Source organism: Bacillus taeanensis (assembly GCF_003318295.1).
GTDB lineage: Bacteria > Bacillota > Bacilli > Bacillales > UBA6769 > Maribacillus > Maribacillus taeanensis.
Genome location: NZ_QOCW01000005.1, coordinates 1 through 19,975, shown reverse-complemented (window position 1 = coordinate 19,975; position 19,975 = coordinate 1). Strand labels below are relative to the sequence as shown.

The 19,975-nt window shown below is 36.7% G+C and carries 17 protein-coding genes; all 17 read left to right on the top strand.

Annotated features, from left to right (window positions below; translation table 11 throughout):
- The first annotated feature begins 69 nt into the window (after nt 1–69).
- The 17 genes from rsmH (at nt 70) to ftsZ (ending at nt 19,800) form a co-directional block, all read left to right on the top strand.
- Nucleotides 70–1,176 carry a 16S rRNA (cytosine(1402)-N(4))-methyltransferase RsmH gene (rsmH, locus tag DS031_RS06505; RefSeq protein WP_245947247.1) on the top strand — a complete coding sequence of 369 codons (1,107 nt, stop codon included), beginning with the start codon at nt 70–72 and terminating at the stop codon, nt 1,174–1,176.
- 23 nt (nt 1,177–1,199) lie between these two features.
- A complete protein-coding gene (gene ftsL / locus DS031_RS06500; protein ID WP_113805123.1) occupies nt 1,200–1,562 on the top strand; it encodes a cell division protein FtsL in 363 nt (120 codons plus the stop codon).
- 54 nt (nt 1,563–1,616) lie between these two features.
- Nucleotides 1,617–3,806, top strand: a complete 2,190-nt coding sequence (locus DS031_RS06495; protein ID WP_245947245.1) for a penicillin-binding protein — start codon at nt 1,617–1,619, stop codon at nt 3,804–3,806.
- Between the two features lie 67 nt (nt 3,807–3,873).
- Nucleotides 3,874–5,793, top strand: coding sequence for a stage V sporulation protein D (locus tag DS031_RS06490; RefSeq protein WP_113805121.1), 1,920 nt, complete (start codon nt 3,874–3,876; stop codon nt 5,791–5,793).
- Between the two features lie 101 nt (nt 5,794–5,894).
- Nucleotides 5,895–7,358, top strand: coding sequence for a UDP-N-acetylmuramoyl-L-alanyl-D-glutamate--2,6-diaminopimelate ligase (locus DS031_RS06485; RefSeq protein ID WP_113805302.1), 1,464 nt, complete (start codon nt 5,895–5,897; stop codon nt 7,356–7,358).
- Nucleotides 7,355–8,716, top strand: a complete 1,362-nt coding sequence (locus DS031_RS06480) for a UDP-N-acetylmuramoyl-tripeptide--D-alanyl-D-alanine ligase (RefSeq protein ID WP_113805120.1) — start codon at nt 7,355–7,357, stop codon at nt 8,714–8,716. The genes DS031_RS06485 and DS031_RS06480 overlap by 4 nt, the downstream gene beginning before the upstream one ends.
- A gap of 16 nt (nt 8,717–8,732) precedes the next feature.
- Complete coding sequence (mraY, locus tag DS031_RS06475) at nt 8,733–9,707, top strand: phospho-N-acetylmuramoyl-pentapeptide-transferase (protein WP_113805119.1); 975 nt, start codon at nt 8,733–8,735, stop codon at nt 9,705–9,707.
- 1 nt (nt 9,708) lies between these two features.
- Nucleotides 9,709–11,067: a UDP-N-acetylmuramoyl-L-alanine--D-glutamate ligase gene (gene murD, locus DS031_RS06470; RefSeq protein ID WP_113805118.1), complete on the top strand. Its 1,359-nt coding sequence runs from the start codon at nt 9,709–9,711 to the stop codon at nt 11,065–11,067.
- Nucleotides 11,068–11,101: 34 nt separating this feature from the next.
- Nucleotides 11,102–12,202, top strand: coding sequence for a stage V sporulation protein E (spoVE, locus tag DS031_RS06465; protein ID WP_113805117.1), 1,101 nt, complete (start codon nt 11,102–11,104; stop codon nt 12,200–12,202).
- A gap of 124 nt (nt 12,203–12,326) precedes the next feature.
- The gene (gene murG, locus DS031_RS06460) at nt 12,327–13,421 is read left to right on the top strand and encodes an undecaprenyldiphospho-muramoylpentapeptide beta-N-acetylglucosaminyltransferase (protein ID WP_113805116.1); all 1,095 of its coding nucleotides are present in this window, start codon (nt 12,327–12,329) and stop codon (nt 13,419–13,421) included.
- Between the two features lie 89 nt (nt 13,422–13,510).
- On the top strand, nt 13,511–14,413 hold the full coding sequence (murB, locus tag DS031_RS06455) for a UDP-N-acetylmuramate dehydrogenase (protein WP_113805115.1): 903 nt from the start codon (nt 13,511–13,513) through the stop codon (nt 14,411–14,413).
- 231 nt (nt 14,414–14,644) lie between these two features.
- Nucleotides 14,645–15,427 carry a cell division protein FtsQ/DivIB gene (locus DS031_RS06450; RefSeq protein WP_113805301.1) on the top strand — a complete coding sequence of 261 codons (783 nt, stop codon included), beginning with the start codon at nt 14,645–14,647 and terminating at the stop codon, nt 15,425–15,427.
- Nucleotides 15,411–16,112 (top strand): DUF881 domain-containing protein, encoded by a 702-nt coding sequence (locus tag DS031_RS06445; protein WP_113805114.1) that lies wholly within the window; start codon nt 15,411–15,413, stop codon nt 16,110–16,112. The genes DS031_RS06450 and DS031_RS06445 overlap by 17 nt, the downstream gene beginning before the upstream one ends.
- 5 nt (nt 16,113–16,117) lie before the next feature.
- Nucleotides 16,118–16,822, top strand: a complete 705-nt coding sequence (locus DS031_RS06440; RefSeq protein WP_113805300.1) for a DUF881 domain-containing protein — start codon at nt 16,118–16,120, stop codon at nt 16,820–16,822.
- On the top strand, nt 16,822–17,187 hold the full coding sequence (locus DS031_RS06435) for a small basic family protein (protein WP_113805113.1): 366 nt from the start codon (nt 16,822–16,824) through the stop codon (nt 17,185–17,187). Before DS031_RS06440 ends, DS031_RS06435 begins: the two co-directional genes overlap by 1 nt.
- Nucleotides 17,188–17,302: 115 nt before the next feature.
- The gene (ftsA, locus tag DS031_RS06430; protein ID WP_113805112.1) at nt 17,303–18,595 is read left to right on the top strand and encodes a cell division protein FtsA; all 1,293 of its coding nucleotides are present in this window, start codon (nt 17,303–17,305) and stop codon (nt 18,593–18,595) included.
- A gap of 44 nt (nt 18,596–18,639) precedes the next feature.
- The gene (ftsZ, locus tag DS031_RS06425; RefSeq protein WP_113805111.1) at nt 18,640–19,800 is read left to right on the top strand and encodes a cell division protein FtsZ; all 1,161 of its coding nucleotides are present in this window, start codon (nt 18,640–18,642) and stop codon (nt 19,798–19,800) included.
- Nucleotides 19,801–19,975: the final 175 nt, after the last annotated feature.

Genomic DNA, 19,975 nt, shown 5'->3' with positions numbered 1-19,975 from the left:
CAGGCAGGGGAAACGTACTATTAACCAAGCATGAAGACATTACGCTTTTTAGAAAAGAAATGTGTAATAATGGGCGTATCAAACCGAATTGAAGTTTGGAGTCAAAGCAGATGGGAAATGTATGAGGAGAAAGCAGAGCATTCATTTAAGAATATGGCAAAACCGCTCATGAATATGAATTGTTCATTTGTTTTCTTTTTACCTCCACTTTCACTACAATGTAAAGGAACGAGAAGTGATAGTATGTTTGAACATGAAACAGTATTAAAACAAGAAGCAGTTGATTCTTTAAATATAAAGAAAGATGGTATTTATGTTGATTGTACATTAGGAGGTGCTGGTCATAGTTTGCACATTGTGAAGCAGCTATCAGACACTGGGCATCTTTTTGCATTTGATCAAGATCAAACGGCCATTGATCATGCCGTACAACAATTAAAAGCATATGAGGGTAAATTTACAATTATACATAGCAATTTTCGCTATATTCGCTCTAAATTAGAAGAGCTTGGTGTTAACAAAGTAGATGGTGTTTTATTTGATCTAGGGGTATCCTCACCTCAGCTTGATGAAGGTGAAAGAGGGTTTAGTTATCAACATGATGCTCCTCTTGATATGAGGATGGATCGCACATCAGCATTGTCAGCATATGAAGTTGTCAATGAGTGGAGCTATGAGCAGCTTGTATCCATCTTTTTTCATTATGGAGAAGAAAAATTTTCGAAACAAGTGGCCCGTAAGATTGAAGCGTATCGTGAAAAAAACCCAATTGAAACAACTGGTGAATTAGTTGATTTGATTAAAGAAGGAATACCTGCGCCTGCTAGAAGAAAAGGCGGTCATCCTGCCAAGCGAATCTTCCAAGCGATTCGGATTGCTGTAAATGATGAGTTAAAGGCTTTTGAAGATGCACTGCAAGATGCCATTTCTATCACAAAATCAAGCGGCCGTATTGCGGTAATTACTTTTCATTCATTAGAAGATCGAATTTGTAAACAAGTTTTTAAAAAAGAAAGTACAGGACCGGAACTGCCGCCAGGTTTACCGGTTATTCCTGACGAGTATAAACCAATTTTAAAATTAGTAACGAGAAAGCCCATTCTTCCTAGCGATGAAGAGTTAGAGGGAAATCGTCGGGCACGCTCAGCTAAATTAAGAGTTGCCGAAAAACAATAAAAAGAACAAAGGAGGGAAACCGGTTGGGTAATTTAGCGTATCAAATTCAAAGAAAAGTAAGGAAACAGTCTCAACAAAACCTTAACAAACAACCGAAAGTTATTATTCAAACTGGTAGAATTACGAAAGGTGAAAAATTGTTATGGTTCGGCATGTTTATTGGAGTCCTAGCTGCTGCTATTATAATGGTTTCAAATTATGCTGCCATTTATAATGTGAACCATGGTTTGGTACAATTAGAAAATACGGTTGAAAATCAATCGAAAATTAATAATGATTTGCGCCTGCAGGTGGCTGAACTTCAAGCACCTGAACGCATTAGAGAGATTGCAGAAGAGCAATTAGGAATGACAATTAATGAGAAGAGCATAAAAGTTATTCAGTAAAACGGTTCTAGTTAAAGGGTGTTATAGAAAGCTTACAACGTGAGAGTGATGGTTATGGAAGTTAAAAAAAATCCAAACATAAACAAAGGAGCAGCTGTTTTATCGGTTATTTTTATACTGCTCTTTTTTTTATTAATAGGGAGATTTTTCTATATTCAGGTTACTAAAAAAATAGAAGGCGAGTACTTAGAGGAACTGGCGGAAGATAAGTGGACGAAAACACAAATCATTGATGCAAATCGGGGAACAATCTATGACCGTACAGGTCAGCCGCTTGCTCAGGATATTCCGGCTTATACGGTTTATGCTGTTCTAGATGAAAATTATCCAAACCATGTAAAAGATCCTAACGATACAGCTGAAAAGCTTGCCAAAGTTTTAGGAGGCTCTAAAGAAAAGTTTAAACAAATTTTAGAACAAGACCGCTTTCAAGTTGAGTTTGGTTCGAGCGGGCGAAAAATTACCCATAGTCAAAAAGAAGCGATTGAAAAGTTAAAGTTACCTGGAATTGGTTTTATCCGTGAGAAGAAACGTTTTTATCCAGACCAAGTATTTGCGTCCCATATTCTTGGATTTACGAATACGAATACTGAGAAAGAAATTGAAGAAGGTGTGATGGGACTAGAACAAAGTTTAAATAAACACCTGTCAGAGCAAAATGGATCTGTTACTTTTCAAAGTGATCGAAAAGGAATTATTCTTCCAGACGAAGAGGCAGCCATTACCGAACCGAAAAATGGAAAAGACGTCTATTTAACGCTTGATGAAAAGATACAGCTGTTTTTAGAAACAGCGCTAAAAAAAGCGGACGAACAATATAAACCGGAAAGAATGATAGGAATTGTAGCAGATCCAACTACTGGTCAAATCTTAGGGATGAGCAGTTATCCGAGTTTTGATCCAAATCAAAGAAATATAACCGATTATACAAACTATGGTGTATCATGGGCCTTTGAACCTGGCTCTACGATGAAAGTTTTCACGCTTGCCGCAGCTATTGAAGCAGGGGTGTATAATGGAAATGAGCAGTTTCAATCGGGAAGCTATAATAAAATCCCTAACACAAAACCAATTCAAGATCACAACTATGGAAGAGGATGGGGGACCATTACGTTTAATGAAGGAATTCAAAACTCTTCCAATGTAGCGATCTCTATTTTAGTTAATGAAAAACTCGGTGTTGACCGTTATTATGAATATATTGAAAAGTTTGGTTTGCGAGAAAAAACGGGTATTGACTTACCAGGAGAACAAAATAGTACCATTCTTGATAAGTGGCCAAGAGACAAAGTGACGACAGGATTTGGACAAGGCTCCATTATTACACCAATTCAGCAAGTTCAAGCCTTTACAGCCGTTGCAAATGGTGGGAAAATGATGCAGCCTTATGTTATCGATAAAATAGTTGATCCTGTTACCGGAGATGCAGTAAAGGAAAGTAAGCCAACAGTAAAAGGTGAACCAATTTCCAAAGAAACAGCTCAAGAAGTTCGTGATATTCTTAGAACGGTTGTAACAGATGGAACAGGAACGCTCTTTGAAATTGAAGGATATGATGTAGCAGGAAAAACAGGTACAGCTCAAATTGCTGAAAATGGAAAATATTTAACAGGAAAAGGGAACTATGTGTATTCATTTTTAGGTCTTGCACCAAAGGATAAGCCTGAACTGATTGTGTATGTTGCAGTGGACCGTCCTCATTTGGAGCCATATGAAGTAGATTCTACTGTAACCTCTCAAATTTTTACGTATGTAATGAAAAATAGTTTGCAGTACTTAAATATTAAGCCAAATGAAAAAAATAAAACAAGTAACACAGCTCAAAAAAGTCTTGGAATCGAGTTGAAAAATTATCAGGGGAAATCCGTACAAAGTGCTAAGAAAGAGCTTATAAGTCAAGGTTTTAAAGTTGAAATAATTGGAGATGGAAAAGAAATTATAAATCAAATTCCTTTTTCAGGGACAAAAATTTTAGATGGAGAACGAATTATCTTAACGTCTAATGGGAAAATGACAATGCCAGATTTAACAAATTGGTCAATCGCAGATGTGATGAAGGCAGCCTCTGCATTAGATGTAAAAGTCAGTTTAATTGGTTCAGGTTATGCAACAAAGCAAAGCATTGCACCTGGACAATTTGTTAAGAAAGAAGATTATTTAGTAGTAGAACTTGAAACACCAAATCCAAATGATTTAGAACCGCATGTTTCCATTCAAACAGATGAGCCTGTCGTTAAGGATTAGCGGCGTTCTAACTGTTTCTGTACAAGCATATACATGAAACGAGTTTATGATAGGGGAGGTCCCAATCGTGCGTGTTTCAAATGTAACAGTACGGAAACGGTTAGTTTTTGCGTTCTTAATCGGTTTTATCTTTTTTCTTGTTCTAATTGTACGACTCGGTTATGTTCAATTTGTAATGGGTGATTGGTTAACAGATAAGGCGAAAGATTCGTGGAGTCGAAATATCCCTTTTGAAGCGAAAAGAGGCGAGATATTAGACCGTAATGGCGTACCATTAGCAACAAATATAAGTGCTCCTTCTGTATTAGTCGTCCCAAGGCAAATTGAAGATCCAGCCGCCGCTAGTGAAAAACTTGCTGCTGCCCTTAATATGGATCAGAAGAAAGTGTATACTATTTTAACGAAGAAAGCTTCCACACAATGGATTCATCCTGAAGGACGGAAGTTAACAAACGAAAAAGCGAATGAAATTAGAAGTCTGCGTATTCCGGGGGTTTATATTGCAGAAGATAATAAACGCCACTATCCCTTTGGTAGTTATTTATCACATGTGCTTGGTTTTGCGGGGATTGATAATCAAGGATTAACAGGACTTGAAAAGTATTATGATGAAAGATTAAAAGGAGAAAAAGGCGGAGTAGAGTTTTATGCAGATGCAAAAGGAAATCGAATGCCTTTTTTATCAGATGATTATACACCTCCAGTCGATGGTTTGAATTTAAAGTTAACAATTGATACTGATATTCAAACGATTATGGAAAGAGAGCTTGATATTGCAGAAGCAACTTATAACCCGGACGGAGCCATTGCAATTGCAATGAACCCAAACACAGGAGAAATTCTCGGAATGTCAAGCAGACCAGATTTTAATCCTGAAGATTTTCGAAATGTACCTCCGGAAGTATACAATCAAAATAAGCCTGTGTGGAGTCAGTATGAACCAGGCTCAACCTTTAAGATAATTACGCTTGCCGCGGCATTAGAAGAAGGAAAAGTGGATTTAGAGGAAGAAGAGTTTAATGATCCAGGCTCAATTGAAGTTGCGGGAACAAGACTGCGCTGTTGGAAGAAAGGTGGACATGGTCATCAAACTTTTTTAGAAGTGGTTGAAAACTCCTGTAATCCTGGCTTTGTTGTATTAGGTCAGCGCTTAGGTAAAGAGACATTGTTTTCGTATATTGATAAATTTGGGTTTGGCAAGAAAACCGGGATTGATTTACAAGGAGAGGGAACTGGAATTTTATTTCCTTTAGAAAAGGTAGGGGCGGTTGAACTAGCTACTACGGCTTTTGGTCAAGGTGTTGCGGTCACGCCTCTTCAACAAGTTGCTGCTGTATCAGCTGCCGTGAATGGTGGATACTTGTATGAGCCGTATCTTGCAAAAGAATGGGTGGACCCTGAGTCAGAAGAAATAGTAGAGCGGGTGCAGCCCAACATGAAAACACAAGTTATTTCAGAAGAAACCTCTAAAAAAGTACGCGAAGCGTTAGAAAGTGTGGTAGCAAAAGGAACGGGGAAAAATGCCTTTGTGGATGGTTATCGCGTTGGCGGGAAAACAGGTACAGCGCAGAAGGCAGTGAATGGCCAGTATTTAAAGGATAATCATATTGTTTCTTTTATTGGGATAGCGCCAAGTGATGATCCGCAAATTGTCGTTTATGTAGCCATTGATAATCCAAAAGGTACCCTTCAATTTGGTGGAGTCGTTGCAGCTCCGATTGTTGGAACGATTATCGGTGATAGTTTACAAGCAATGGGAGTTAAAAAACGAACAACACAAATTGAAAAAGAAAAAGCATGGAATGATGAAGAGTTAATTGAAATGCCAAATTTAGTTGGTAAAACGAAGCAGGATATTCGTGAATCTTACTATAATTTAAAAATTGATGCTGCAGGAGAAGGAGACATTATTGTACACCAATCTCCAAAGGCGGGAGTAAAGATAAAAGAAGGTTCAACAATTCGATTATATTTAGGTGACAAATAAACATATTAGAATGAACATAAAGCTGTATGCGTAAAGCCAAGCGTTCTGCTTTGGCTTCTTTTTCTGATGATCGTTCATATAAAAAAGGGGGAATGAATTTCATGAAACTACATAATTTAACTCAGTATTTATTAAGCTATCAGGTGCTTGGAGAAGGAAATCCAGCTATTACATCCATTGAAATGGATTCAAGAGAAGTGAAATCCGGCAGTTTATTCATTTGTATTAAAGGCTTTACGGTAGACGGACATAATTTTGTGAATCAGGCGATTGAAAAAGGTGCTGCAGCTATTCTTGCTGAAAAAGAAATTGAGGCAAAAATTCCGGTTATTGTAGTAAGTGATACAAAGCGTGCAATGGCCTTATTAGCTGATGTCTATTACAATCACCCAACACATCACATGCATCTAATTGGCGTGACTGGAACAAATGGAAAAACGACAACAACTTATTTAATTGATCAAATTATGGAAGATAGTGGTCGGAACACGGGGCGTATTGGTACAATTAATATGAAAATAAACGATAAAGAATTTGAAATGAAAAATACAACACCAGAATCCTTATTTCTCCAAAAAGCTTTTCATGATATGATTACTGAACATGTTGAGACAGCAGTAATGGAAGTTTCCTCACATGCTTTAGATTTAGGTCGAGTAAGGGGCTGTGATTTTGATGTCGCTGTTTTTACAAATTTAACACAAGATCATCTTGACTACCATCAAAATATGGAAACCTATTTGCAGGCAAAAGCGCTTCTTTTTTCACAGCTTGGCAATACATATGATAAAAACAGGTCAAAAGTCGCTGTCTTAAATGTAGACGATTCCGCTTCAAAAACACTTGAAAGGGTAACGTCTGCACAAGTTTTAACATACGGTATTGAAAATGAGGCAGATATAATGGCTGTTAATATTGTATTGTCAGGAGATAAAACAAAATTTGTTTTACAAACGAAGAATGATAAAGTAAACATTAACCTTCATATGGTTGGGAAATTTAGTATTTACAATGCTTTAGCTGCAGCAAGTGCTTGTTTAGCCTCAGGTGTTTCACTTCAACAAATTAAAGCAAGTTTAGAAAAAGTACAAGGTGTACCAGGGCGTTTTGAAGTTGTAAAAACGGATCAACCTTTTACAGTGATTGTTGATTATGCACACACGCCAGATAGTTTAGAAAATGTGCTTTTAACGGCAAAAGAATTTGCGGTTGGAAAAGTTTATGTTGTCGTAGGCTGTGGAGGAGACCGTGATCGAACAAAACGTCCTTTAATGGCTAATATCGCAGTGGAACATGCTGATTATGCGTTCTTTACCTCTGATAATCCGCGCAGTGAAGAGCCAGAGCAGATTTTGCGCGATATGACAAATAACCTTACAGGAGAATATAGTGTAATCGTAGACCGCAAAAAAGCGATCTGCGAAGCAATTCACCATGCGAAGCAGGACGATGTAATCATAATTGCTGGAAAAGGGCATGAAACTTATCAAATTATTGGAGATAAAGTACATGACTTTGATGATCGTCTCGTTGCTGAACAAGCAATAAAGGAGTTAAAATCATGAAACAACCTTATTCATTTTTTGAATCGTTAAGCACAGGTCAAAGAGTAAATAGTTCAAATAACGTTATTATTAAAGAGATTTTTATAGATAGCAGAAAGAATGTTCAAAACGGCTTGTTTATTCCGATTGTGGGAGAGCGGTTTGATGGGCATGAATTTCTTTTAGATGCTGTTAAGAATGGAGCTTGTGCAGCATTTTGGCAGCAGGATAAAGAGGTTCCAAAAGAGCTGCCAGATGATTTTCTGCTTTTTTATGTAAAAGATACGTTAGAAGCTTTGCAGCAGCTGGCAAAGAAATACTTGCAGCATGTCAAGCCAATTGTATTAGCTGTTACAGGAAGTAATGGAAAGACAACGACAAAAGATATATTGGCTGGTGTGCTGGAGCAGCGATTTAACGTGTTTAAAACACAAGGAAATTACAACAATCATATTGGTTTACCACTTACAATTCTTGCAATGGACGAAGCGTGTGAAGCACTTATTTTAGAAATGGGAATGAGTGGATTTGGAGAAATATCATTTTTAAGTCAGCTAGCCTCTCCTGATTTAGCCATTATTACGAACATTGGAGAGTCACACTTAGAACAGCTAAAAAGCCGTGAAGGAATTGCAAAAGCAAAAATGGAAATTGTAGATGGCTTAAAAAGAAATGGAACGGTGATTATAGACGGGGATGAGCCTTTATTAAAATTACGTCTTAATAAAAATGTACTTACTTGTGGTTATGGCAATGAAAATAAGTATCAGATAACTGAAGTAACCGGTAATGAGAACGGCCTTTATTTTATAATTAACAATAATGAACGTTTCTTTTTACCAATTATCGGAAAACATAATGTTAAAAATGCGGTTTACGCAATAGCAGCAGCACAGCAGATGAATCTATCCTTTGATGAAATATACAAAGGATTGTCCTCATTAGTTATGACGAATATGCGTCTTGAAAAGTTAAAAGGAAAACAAGGTGCATTACTAATTAATGATGCATACAATGCTAGCCCTACTTCTATGAAAGCAGCGGTTGAAGCAGTAAAATTTTTAGAGGATTATAAAGAAAAAGTGCTTGTTTTAGGCGATATGTATGAGTTAGGCAGCGATGAAGAGCGGCTTCATCGCAGTGTTGCAGATAGTATTGAATCACCGATTACCAATGTGATTGCAGTAGGTAAAAAAGGCAGGTGGATTGGAGAAGCAGTTATAGACCGAGATAACAACAATATTCCCATAAGCTTTTACACAACAAAAGAAGAAGCACAATCTAAAGTTGAATCATTACTATCTCCTAACACAGTTGTATTATTTAAAGCATCAAGAGGACTAAAATTAGAGACACTAATCGAGGCACTAGTTGATTGAAAAAGGAGGCACCACTATGCTTGAACAAGTATTATTATTTACGCTCGTTACTGCATTTTTAGTTTCTGTATTATTAGGACCAATTTTTATTCCCTTTTTACGCCGATTAAAATTTGGGCAAAGTATTCGAGACGAGGGACCGAAATCCCACCAAAAGAAATCCGGTACCCCAACAATGGGGGGGATTATTATCGTCATAGCAATTGTTGCAGCAACAAGCATTTTAACAGTAAAATTTTCAGGTTTTAAGCCTCAAACGTATTTATTATTTTTAGTAACACTTGGTTTTGGAATTATTGGATTTATTGATGATTTTATTAAAGTTGTATTAAAACGAAATCTTGGTTTAACATCAAAGCAGAAACTGCTCGGACAGCTTATTATTTCAGGTATTTTTTATTTTGGTTTAACACAAGTTGGATTTGATACATCGCTGCACATACCAGGAACAGCTTTGTCTTTTGAACTAGGTTGGTTTTATATTTTCCTTATTATTTTTATGTTGGTTGGCACTTCTAATGCTGTTAACTTAACCGATGGTCTTGATGGGCTTGTAGCAGGTTCTGCAGCTGTATCATTTGGTGCATTTGCGATATTAAGCTGGCATATGTTTCAGTTTGAGGTTGCGATTTTTTCAGTTGCTGTTGTCGGCGCCGTTCTTGGTTTCTTAGTTTTCAATGCGCATCCTGCAAAAGTATTTATGGGTGATACCGGATCTCTTGCATTAGGAGGGGCTCTTGCAGCGATTGCCATTTTAACAAAACTAGAATTGCTGCTTGTCGTTGTTGGAGGAGTATTTGTAATTGAAACATTATCTGTTATGATTCAAGTTATTTCGTTTAAAACGCGAGGAAAACGGGTATTTAAAATGAGCCCTATTCATCATCATTATGAGTTGTCAGGGTGGTCAGAATGGCGTGTAGTTGTAACATTTTGGGTTGTGGGCTTACTTTTTGCTGCAATTGGAATCTATTTAGAGGTGTGGAGTTAATTTGAAAAAATATGCTGATTTTTCTAATAAAAATGTATTAGTGTTAGGAATTGCTAAAAGCGGTTATGCAGCTGCAAAACTTCTTAAGAAATTAGGAGCTGAAGTTGTTGTAAATGATTTAAAGCCGCTTGAGGAAAATGAAAGTGCTCAAGAGCTTCAAAAAGAGGGCATCGAGGTTGTGACAGGAAGTCATCCAATGTCTTTATTGGATCGCAAGTTGGATTATGTCGTGAAAAATCCAGGGATTCCTTATAGTAATCAGCTGGTTAACGGAGCAATTGAAAGAGACATTCCAGTTATTACAGAAGTTGAAATTGCTGGGCTTATTTCCAAAGCTGAGTTTGTCGGGATTACAGGGTCAAATGGAAAAACAACGACTACAACATTAATTGGTGAAATGTTAAAAGGAAGTAATAAAAAACCAGTTGTAGCTGGAAATATTGGGACGGTTGTATGCGAAGTGGCAGCATCATCATCAGAGGATGAAATTATTGTAACCGAACTTTCAAGTTTTCAGCTGTTAGGTATAAGAAGATTTCAACCTAAAATTTCAGTTTTGCTTAATATTTTTGATGCCCATCTTGATTACCACGGCACAAAAGAGGAGTATATGAAAGCAAAGGCGAAATTGTTTGCAAATCAAACAAACATGGATTATACAGTTTATAATGCTGATGACTCGCTTGTATGTGAAATGGTGAAAACGAGTAAAGCGCAAATGATTCCGTTTTCGCGAATGAAAACCTTAGACAATGGTGTTTATGTAAAAGAAGGAAAAGTTTATTTTAAGGGTGAAGCAGTACTAGAAGTGAACGATATTGTACTGCCAGGTAAACACAACTTAGAAAATATTCTTGCTGCTGTGGCAGTTGCTAAACTTCTATACGTATCAAATGACTGGATTCATCAAGTGTTGACAACATTTACAGGTGTAAAGCATCGTTTACAATATGTGACTGAAATTAATGGGCGAAAGTTTTATAATGATTCGAAAGCAACAAATATCTTAGCAACAAAAACAGCAATCGAGGCATTTTCAGAACCTGTTGTTTTAATTGCCGGCGGATTAGATCGAGGAAATGGGTTTGATGATCTCGTCTCATCATTAAATAAAAAAGTAAAAGCATTAATTACGTATGGGCAGACGGCAGAAAAATTAAAGGAAGCAGGAGAAAAAGCAGGAATTAATGTGATTGAAAAAGTCAATAATGTGGAACAAGCAGTTTCATCTGCTTATCAGCACTCCACTAGCGGTGATGTGATTTTGCTTTCTCCAGCATGTGCAAGCTGGGATCAGTATAAATCTTTTGAGCAAAGAGGAGACATCTTTGTTAACCAGGTGCATAAGCTAGTACTATAGGACGTGCTATTATTATGCAATTGAGGTGTTCTGCATGCCAAAAGCAAAGTCAGCTCCAGATTTTTGGCTTATTTTAACAACATTATTGTTATTATCGGTTGGAATGATTATGGTTTATAGTGCTAGTGCTGTTTGGGCTTCTTACAAGTTTGATGATTCGTTCTTTTTTGCAAAAAGACAATTTCTTTTTGCTGGTGTTGGTGTGGCGGCGATGTTTTTTATTATGAACATTGACTATTGGACATGGCGAAAATGGTCAAAAGTTCTCGTGTTAATTTGCTTTTTCTTATTGATTATTGTGTTAATTCCAGGAGTTGGGCTTGTTCGTGGAGGGGCAAGAAGTTGGTTAGGAATTGGTGCTTTTTCAATCCAGCCATCTGAATTTATGAAACTTGCCATGATCGCCTTTTTAGCAAAATATTTATCAGAAAAGCAAAAATATATTACATCGTTTAAAAAAGGATTGCTGCCATCTCTGGCACTTGTCTTTTTAGCATTTGGGATGATTATGATGCAGCCGGATTTAGGTACAGGAGCAGTGATGGTTGGTACGTGTGTGATTATGATTTACATATCAGGAGCAAAGGTATCACACTTTATTGGCTTAGGAGTGCTCGGATTAATTGGTTTTGCAGGGCTGATTATTTCAGCTCCTTATCGAATGAAGCGTATCACTTCTTTTCTTGATCCTTGGAGCGATCCTTTAGGAAGCGGATTTCAAATTATTCAATCTTTATATGCCATTGGCCCTGGTGGTTTGATGGGATTAGGGTTAGGACAAAGCAGACAAAAGTTTTACTATTTGCCAGAACCGCAGACCGACTTTATTTTTGCTATCTTGTCTGAAGAACTCGGCTTTATTGGAGGTTCTTTTGTTATATTATTATTTGCGCTTCTGCTTTGGCGGGGGATACGTATTGCAATTGGTGCTCCAGATTTATTTGGTAGTCTATTAGCTGTAGGCATTATTGGAATGGTGGCCATTCAAGTTATGATTAATATTGGCGTAGTAACAGGTCTCATGCCTGTTACAGGAATTACCCTTCCATTTTTAAGCTATGGTGGTTCCTCACTAACCTTAATGTTAGTGGCAATCGGGGTTTTATTAAATATCAGTCGTTATGCAAGATATTAATAATATCAATTGGTTAGTGTAATTGTAACATAACTGCCCTGTAGGATAACAAGGTGATTTCTCCTTATCCTAACAGGGTTTGTTCTTTTAATACTCTTTTATATGATTCTATTGGAGGTGCACGATGAAAATAGTAGTGAGTGGAGGCGGAACAGGAGGCCATATTTACCCTGCTCTCGCCCTAATTAAGGAAATTAAGAAGTTAAATTCGGAAGCTGAATTTTTATACATAGGAACAAAGAAAGGACTTGAAAGCAAACTAGTTCCAAGAGAGGGAATTCCTTTTCAAGCAATTACGATCACCGGTTTTAGAAGAAAGATTTCGGTTGAAAATGTAAAAACCGTTTTGCGCTTTGTAAAAGGAGTATCCGACTGTAAAAAGATGATCAAGTCTTTTAAAGCAGACGTTGTAATTGGCACGGGTGGTTATGTTGCAGGTCCCGTAGTGTACGCTGCAGCTAAATTAGGCATTCCGACGATTATTCATGAGCAAAATAGTGTGCCGGGTTTAACAAATAAGTTTTTAAGTCGTTATGTCGATAAAGTGGCAATTTCGTTTGAACAATCAAGATCCTATTTTCCAGAAAAGAAAGTTATTTTAACAGGAAATCCTAGAGCATCAGAAGTATTAAATCAAGATGCTCGCAAAGGGAGAGGATCAGTTGGCTTAAATGAAAAAGAAAAAGCTGTATTAATTGTGGGTGGAAGTCGAGGGGCTAAACCTATTAATGATGCCTTTCTTTCAAGTTTAAAGGAAGCGGGAAAACGAAATTATCAATTTTTATATGTAACAGGGGAAGTCCATTATGATAAAGTGATGGAAGAAGTTAAAAAGGTAGGAAGTCCAGAGAATATTATTATAAAACCATTTATCCATAATATGCCTGAAGTTCTTGCTGGTATGGACTTAGTTGTAGCGCGTGCTGGCGCAACAACACTTGCTGAAATTACAGCTTTAGGTTTGCCAAGCATTTTAATACCAAGCCCTTATGTAACAAATAATCACCAGGAGAAAAATGCTCGTGCTCTTGAAAAGAATGGAGCCTGCATTGTACGATTAGAAAATGAATTAACGAGTCAACTTTTATTAAAAGATATTGATACGGTATTACTAGACAACAGTTGTTTCACTGCAATGAAAAAGGCATCAAAAGAGCTGGGCATGCCACATGCTGCTGAAGACTTATTTAACGTATGTAAGACCTTAGTCCCTCGTTAAGTTTATTAGAGATGTAGCCACTATAATATATAAAACATATGATAAATACAATAGAGCCTAAAGTGTTTGGTAAAAGAGGAGGTTTTTTTATGGAAACATTAGCAAGAAAGCTGAAAGCATCAGATGTTGGTATTGTAAAACAGCATGAGCCACTAGCAAACCATACAACAATGAAAATCGGTGGTCCTGCTGAGCTTTTTGTTGAGCCAAAAGATATAGAAGCAGTAAAAAGAATGATGGAAATTGTAAAAGAGACAGGTGTTCCTTGGAGGGTGATTGGCAGGGGATCTAACCTTTTAGTAAAAGATAAAGGTGTAAAGGGAATTGTCATAAAACTTGAAAAAGGAACAGATCACTTAGAAGTGGACGGTGAAACGGTTCGTGTCGGCGGGGGATATTCATTAATTAAACTTGTAACATTATTAAGCAGACAAGGATTGTCAGGTTTAGAGTTTGCTGGTGGAATACCTGGATCTGTTGGTGGCGCTGTTTATATGAATGCAGGAGCCCATGGTTCAGATATGTCGAAAATTTTAAAACGGGCTCACATTTTATTTCATAATGGAGAGATGAAGTGGCTTACGAATGAGGAAATGCAATTTTCTTATCGAACCTCTATTTTGCAAAATGAGCAAGCAGTTGTTTTAGAAGCGGAGATTGAACTTAAAAAAGGTGATCGAGACACAATTGTCGCGGAAATGCAAAAAAATAAAGACTATAGACGTGAGACCCAGCCATGGAATTATCCTTGCTGCGGCAGTGTGTTTCGCAATCCACTTCCTAACCATGCAGGAGCATTAATTGAAAAAGCTGGTTTAAAAGGCCATCAGATTGGCGGTGCGCAAATTTCAGAAATGCATGCCAATTTTATTGTAAATACGGGAAATGCGACCGCAAAAAATGTATTAGACCTTATTGCGTTTATTAAATCAACAATTGTTAAAAAATATAACGTTGAATTGAAAACAGAAGTGGAAATAATAGGAGAGTAATGCTTAATTGTTAAACATTCAGCATCTTGCTGCTGAATGTTGTTTTTACATGGAAAAAAAGATTAAAAACTGCTTGAAAATGGATTTTTCTAAAAAATAATTGTGTTATAATGAAAGCCTAGATAGCTAGGCTGGATAAAAGAGAGTTTAAAGCAGAAACGGCATAATATTATGCCGTTTTCCGAATGTTATAAAGGAATTATTAAGGCGATAAACAGCGGAGGAAAAGTTATGGGAAAAGGAAAAATTGTTACAGTGGAAGATAGAATCCCAAAGTTAAAAACAGAGCGTAAACGTAAAGCAAATCGACGCTTTGTTATTTATTTGTCATTCTTTTTCTTATTAATTTTAGTTATTATTTATTTTCAGTCCCCGTTAAGCCGTATTAAGAATATTCATGTCCAAGGATCTCATTATGCAAACCAAGAGAATATAATAAGCACGAGCGGTTTAACAAATGAGACAAGCTTTTGGAATTTAAATAAAGAAAAAGTAATTTCAAAAATTGAAGAGATTGATCAAATCTCTTCTGCTGATATTGAAAAAAAATTTCCGAACTCCATTACCATCATTATTAATGAATATAATCGAGTTGGGTATTTAAATAGTGGGGAAAAATACTATCCTATTTTAGAAAATGGAAAAGTACTCCCGGCATTAAAAAAACATGAAGTCCCAATTAATGCGCCGCTTCTATTAAATTGGCAGGACAAAGAAAAAGAACTTCAAGAAATGGCCTATGAATTAAATCGTGTTCCACAAAGTATTATCCAAAGAATTTCAGAAATTCACTTAGCACCGTTAGAAAGTGACCCGTTAAGACTAATACTGTATATGACAGATGGTTTTGAAGTGCATTCTACAATTCAAGATTTTGCCGATAAAATCACAGCGTATCCCGCAATCGTTCAAGAGTTAGGTTCAGAGCAGCAGGGAATTATTTATATTAATGTTGGGTCTTATTTTAAAGCCTATGAAACTGAGGAGGCATTAGAGCGTGAAAGTGAAGGGTAATCATGTCGTGCTTTCACTTGTGTTTTTGGGGATTGGTTTTTTGGTTGCTTTTTCCTTTCAATTTACATTAAAACAAAAAGTACCCGTGCAGGTGGGAGAAAAGCAGTGGGAAAAGGAAAATAAATTAAGAAATGAAATTATTAACGAACAGCAGGAAAATAGAGAATTGCTAGAAGAGCTTAAAGCAATTCAAGAGCAGGTACAAAAAATTGAGCAATCACAAGCACAGCAAGAACAAATTTCATACAACTTAGTCGAGGATATTGAAAAGCTTAGGATGATAACTGGGGATGTAAAGGTTCAAGGACCAGGTGTTATTGTGTCTCTTTTAGATTCTTCTTATGTTCCAAATGAGGATAATCCTAATAATTATATTGTCCATGAACAGGATATTCAAAAGGTTATTTATGAATTATTAATAACGGGTGCCGAAGCAATCGCTGTGAATGGTCAGCGAATTTCTCATAATTCCTATATATATTGTATAGGTCCAGTGGTTGAAGTAGATGGAAAGCAATTTTTTGCCCCGTTTGAAGTTTCTGCAATTGGAGATGTTGAAAAATTGACTGCTTCTCTTAATTTAACAGGAAACATAAAAGATCAACTAGTACAGGACGGGATAGAGGTAAAGATTACTAAAAAAAGCGAAATCATTATGAACCCTTATTTAAGTAAGGAAGGATGAGTCCATTGAATCTTCGAATCCTTGTGTTTACAGTTGTGACATTTACTTTAGGAATTATCCTTGCTATTCAGTTCCATACTACACAGCAGCCAGTTGTACGAGATACAAGGGATGTTTGGCAGTTAAGAACCGATCTTGATAAAGAAAAAAAACGTCATCAACAATTAAATGAAGAAATTAATAAGTATGAAGCATTATTAAATCAATATTATCAAAGTGAAGAAGCTGATCGCATCGAAACGATGAAAAAAGTATTGAAAGACTTAAAAAAAGAGGCAGGATTAATTGAACGAGAAGGATCTGGAATTATTTTAACCATTGAACCACTGTTTAATATGGAATTAGTTGGTCAACCACTGCCACAGTTAGGTCCTCAGCTTTTAACTAGGTTAATTAATGAAGTGAATGCCTATCAAGCAGAAGCCATTGCGGTAGGAGATGAGCGAATTATTACTACATCAGCAATACGTGAAGTGAACGGACAAACTTATGTAAATAATCGACCGATTTCTCCGTTTCCATTAAAAGTGAAAGTAATCACAAAGAATCCTGAAAAATTGTATAATAAAATGGTTGGATCTCAATCAGCAGATGATTTCGCAAAAGAAAATTTAAGCTTAATTCCAGAAAAAAAAGAAGAGATAAAGCTGCCTGCATATGAACAACATGTAACTGTTAAATATATGAAGCAAGTAAAGGAGGAATCGTAGTGTGGCTTCCAATTGTTGGTCTGTTAATTGGTATATTGTTTGGCTTGTCAACGGAATTAAGTATTCCTGAAGAGTACTCAAATTATTTGTCAATTGCGGTTCTTTCCACGCTCGATACACTGTTTGGAGGAATACGTGCACACCTGCAGAATATATTCGATGAAGGTGTTTTTGTAACAGGTTTTATTTTTAATATATTATTAGCTGCAGGTTTAGCTTTTCTCGGTGTGCATCTTGGTGTAGACTTATATTTAGCGGCCATTTTTGCATTCGGGGTTCGGCTGTTTAATAACATGGCCATCATTCGCCGCGAATTGCTAACTAAGTGGTTTGTAAATAAGAAAAAAGACGGAAATTTACTTTGAAAAAAAGGGAATGAAATTTAGGTGTTGAATACAATTGTTAGTCCATCTAATATTTTGAAAGGAACTATAATGAAACTACATAGATTAAGATTGAGATAAAAGGAGGTGCCAAAGAATGAACAGCAATGAAATTTACGTGAGTCTAGACATCGGTACGTCCAATATTAAAGTAATTATTGGAGAAATGGTTAATGACTCATTAAATATTATTGGAGTGGGAAATGCGGTCTCAGATGGAATAAAAAAAGGTTCTATTGTTGACATAGATGAAACTGTTCGTTCTATAAAAAAAGCTGTTGAACAAGCAGAAAGAATGGTAGGGTTAAAAATTAACTCTGTTATTGTAGGAATAACAGGTAATCATATACAGCTTCAACGATGTCATGGAGTTGTAGCGGTTTCAAGTGAGGATAGGGAAATTGGAAATGAGGATGTTGCAAGAGTTATTGATGCAGCCCAAGTTGTGTCAATTCCTCCTGAACGGGAAATTATTGATGTAATTCCGCGTCAGTTTATTGTAGATGGCCTAGAAGATATTAGTGATCCAAGAGGAATGATTGGTGTTCGATTAGAAATGGAAGGTACCATTATCACAGGATCTAAAACAATTCTACATAATCTATTGAGATGTGTTGAAAAAGCCGGTCTGCAGATTGCTGATATTTGTCTTCAGCCGCTTGCTGCAGGAGAGGTAGCACTTTCCAAAGATGAAAAGAATTTAGGTGTTGCCCTTGTTAATATTGGAGGCGGTTCTACAACCGTATCGTTTTTCCAACATGGAACATTACAAGGTACAGCAGTTATACCAGTTGGAGGAGACCATATTACTAAAGATATTTCAATTGGTCTGCGAACAACAACAGAGGAAGCTGAGCGTGTAAAAATAAAACATGGACACGCTTTTATTGAAATGGCATCCGAAGAGGAGTCATTTACGGTGAGTCGTATTGGCAGTTCCTCTGAAGAAGAATTTAATCAATTTGAATTAGCTCATATTATAGAAGCACGTACTGCTGAAATGTTAGAATTAGTAGAAGGTGAGTTAAAAAAGTTAGGCTTCCACGATATTCCTGGTGGTTATGTGTTAACAGGAGGTGTTGTGGCGATGCCTGGTGTTTTAGAATTAGCTCAGGAAGTAACGCGTCATAATGTGCGAATTGCGATTCCTGATTATATTGGGGTACGTGAACCTCAATATACAACAGGTGTCGGTCTTATTCAATTTACTTATCGAAATGTAAAGATTCAAGGAAAAGAGGTAGCACCTTCTGTTCAAGAAACAGCACCTGAACCTCAATTTCAAAAGAAGAAAGTAGAACCTGCAAAGAAACAAACAAAACAAGAGATAAATAATAATCCAGGTGTAGTAAAAAAAGTTAAAGAATGGTTTGGCTATTTTTTTGACTAAAGATTAAAATGAGAGCGTATTTTGAAAATTAGGAGGATCTTATTATGTTAGAGTTTGACATGGATATGGAACAATTAGCTCAAATAAAAGTCATTGGTGTTGGTGGCGGAGGGAGCAATGCTGTCAATCGTATGATTGAACATGGAGTACAGGGTGTTGAATTTATTGCTGTAAACACAGATGCACAGGCACTTAACCTTTCAAAGGCTGAAGCAAAATTACAAATTGGTGGTAAGCTCACAAGAGGTCTTGGAGCAGGGGCTAATCCTGAAATTGGTAAGAAAGCAGCTGAAGAAAGTAAAGAACAAATTGAAGAAGCATTAAAAGGGGCAGATATGGTCTTTGTTACGGCTGGAATGGGTGGTGGAACAGGAACAGGTGCCGCTCCGGTTATTGCGCAAATTGCGAAAGAAATTGGTGCACTCACTGTTGGTGTTGTGACAAAACCATTTACTTTTGAAGGACGAAAAAGATCAACTCAAGCAAATGGCGGTATTAGTGTGTTAAAAGAAAAAGTTGACACATTAATTGTAATTCCTAATGACCGCTTATTAGAAATTGTCGATAAAAACACACCAATGCTTGAGGCGTTCCGTGAAGCGGATAATGTTCTTCGTCAAGGTGTACAAGGGATTTCCGATTTAATTGCAGTTCCAGGTCTTATTAACTTAGACTTTGCAGATGTAAAAACAATTATGACAGAAAAAGGTTCTGCTTTAATGGGGATTGGTATTGCTACTGGAGAAAACCGTGCTGCTGAGGCTGCAAAAAAGGCGATCTCCAGTCCGTTATTAGAAACATCAATTGACGGAGCAAAGGGCGTATTAATGAACATTACAGGTGGTTCTAATTTAAGTTTATATGAAGTAAATGAAGCGGCTGATATTGTTTCTTCTGCTTCCGATCAAGAAGTAAATATGATTTTTGGTTCCGTTATTAATGAAGAGTTAAAAGAGGAAATTCTCGTAACAGTCATTGCAACAGGTTTTGATGAAAATGAAAATGTAAATGCTCAAAAAGCAAATGCTGTAAGGCCAAAACTTCAGCCAAAACCATCTCAAGCTTCATCTCAAGGTAGTAACAGTGGACAAAAAGAAGAACAGGCCTCAAATGAACAACCTAACAAATTTTCAACTTCAATAAACGATACTGGCGATACATTAGATATCCCAACATTTTTAAGAAACCGCAATCGAAACAAATAATAATGGATGAAATGTTAACAGCTAAGCGCTATGCTTAGCTGTTTTTTATTAATGGTTTAGAAAACCCCTGGCTATGCCGGGGGTTCCAGAGAGCTTATAGCGTGGTAATAAAAAAACCTCACTTCATGGTAGGATAAAGTTGGTTTCCCGACCACTTCATCTCACCATAGAAGGA